The organism is Fictibacillus sp. NRS-1165, from assembly GCF_050468105.1.
Taxonomy (GTDB): domain Bacteria; phylum Bacillota; class Bacilli; order Bacillales; family Fictibacillaceae; genus Fictibacillus_C; species Fictibacillus_C terrinigri.
In genome coordinates, this window is record NZ_JBDPNU010000096.1 from 1 (window position 1) to 764 (window position 764).

Annotated in this window: 2 protein-coding genes; both read left to right on the forward strand. The window is 36.9% G+C overall.

Features of this window, described 5'->3' with window-relative positions; translation table 11 throughout:
* A partial coding sequence (locus ABHN01_RS24435; protein WP_429877697.1) for a hypothetical protein occupies positions 1 to 248 on the forward strand: 248 nt, incomplete at its 5' end.
* Between the two features lie 377 nt (positions 249 to 625).
* Positions 626 to 764: imidazoleglycerol-phosphate dehydratase (locus tag ABHN01_RS24440; RefSeq protein WP_429877698.1), on the forward strand; the 139-nt coding region annotated here is incomplete at its 3' end.

Genomic DNA, 764 nt, shown 5'->3' on the forward strand with positions numbered 1-764 from the left:
GCATTAATATGGACCAACGAAAGAAAGATCTCCTAAAAGAGATCGAGACTTTTGAAGCTGTTTTTCCAGATGGAGTTTATGCGGTTCCTCCTAAACAAGGTCAGCCAAGAATTAAGGTGCGTGAAATGTTTAAATACTGCAGGCAGAACGGTAAGGAATCTGAAGAGCTAACTGAGAAAGGGAACAATTCTATGATTATGAGAAGCAGTAGGGAAACCTGCCGCTTTTTATACTTCAAAAAAACTTAGGTATTGGCGATTGATCCAAAAACTTGGAAACTTATTTACCTACGGTTTTGTTAATAAATAAGCAGCTCCTTTTGTAAAATAGGGCTGCTTATTGCTATGTAGTATGTTTAATTTATTGGTGCGGAGCGTTCATGACCCCTCTGTTATAAATTCTTCTGCGTTTTACATTTCTTAATGTATGGTTACTTTTTCTTCTTCAAATCCCAGGGGTAAATAGCTGAAGATTGGCACTCCCAGTCTTAGAAAACATGGTGATGCCATCCCGGCTCCAATAACAAACAATACAATACAATTTTCTACTTCATATTGAACAATGAGTAAAAGGCAACGTATAAGCAATACTATGAAGGAAGTTTTTGAATAAAGGAGGGAATGTAATGACAAGTCGCAATGGCAGCAAAGGAAGCCAAAATCAAGGTTCACCACAAGCACAAAACAATCAAGAATTTAGCAGTGAGTTTGTGAGTGGGGATGATAATAAAGGAAAAGAATATCGTTCTAAAAAGGGTAGTAAAT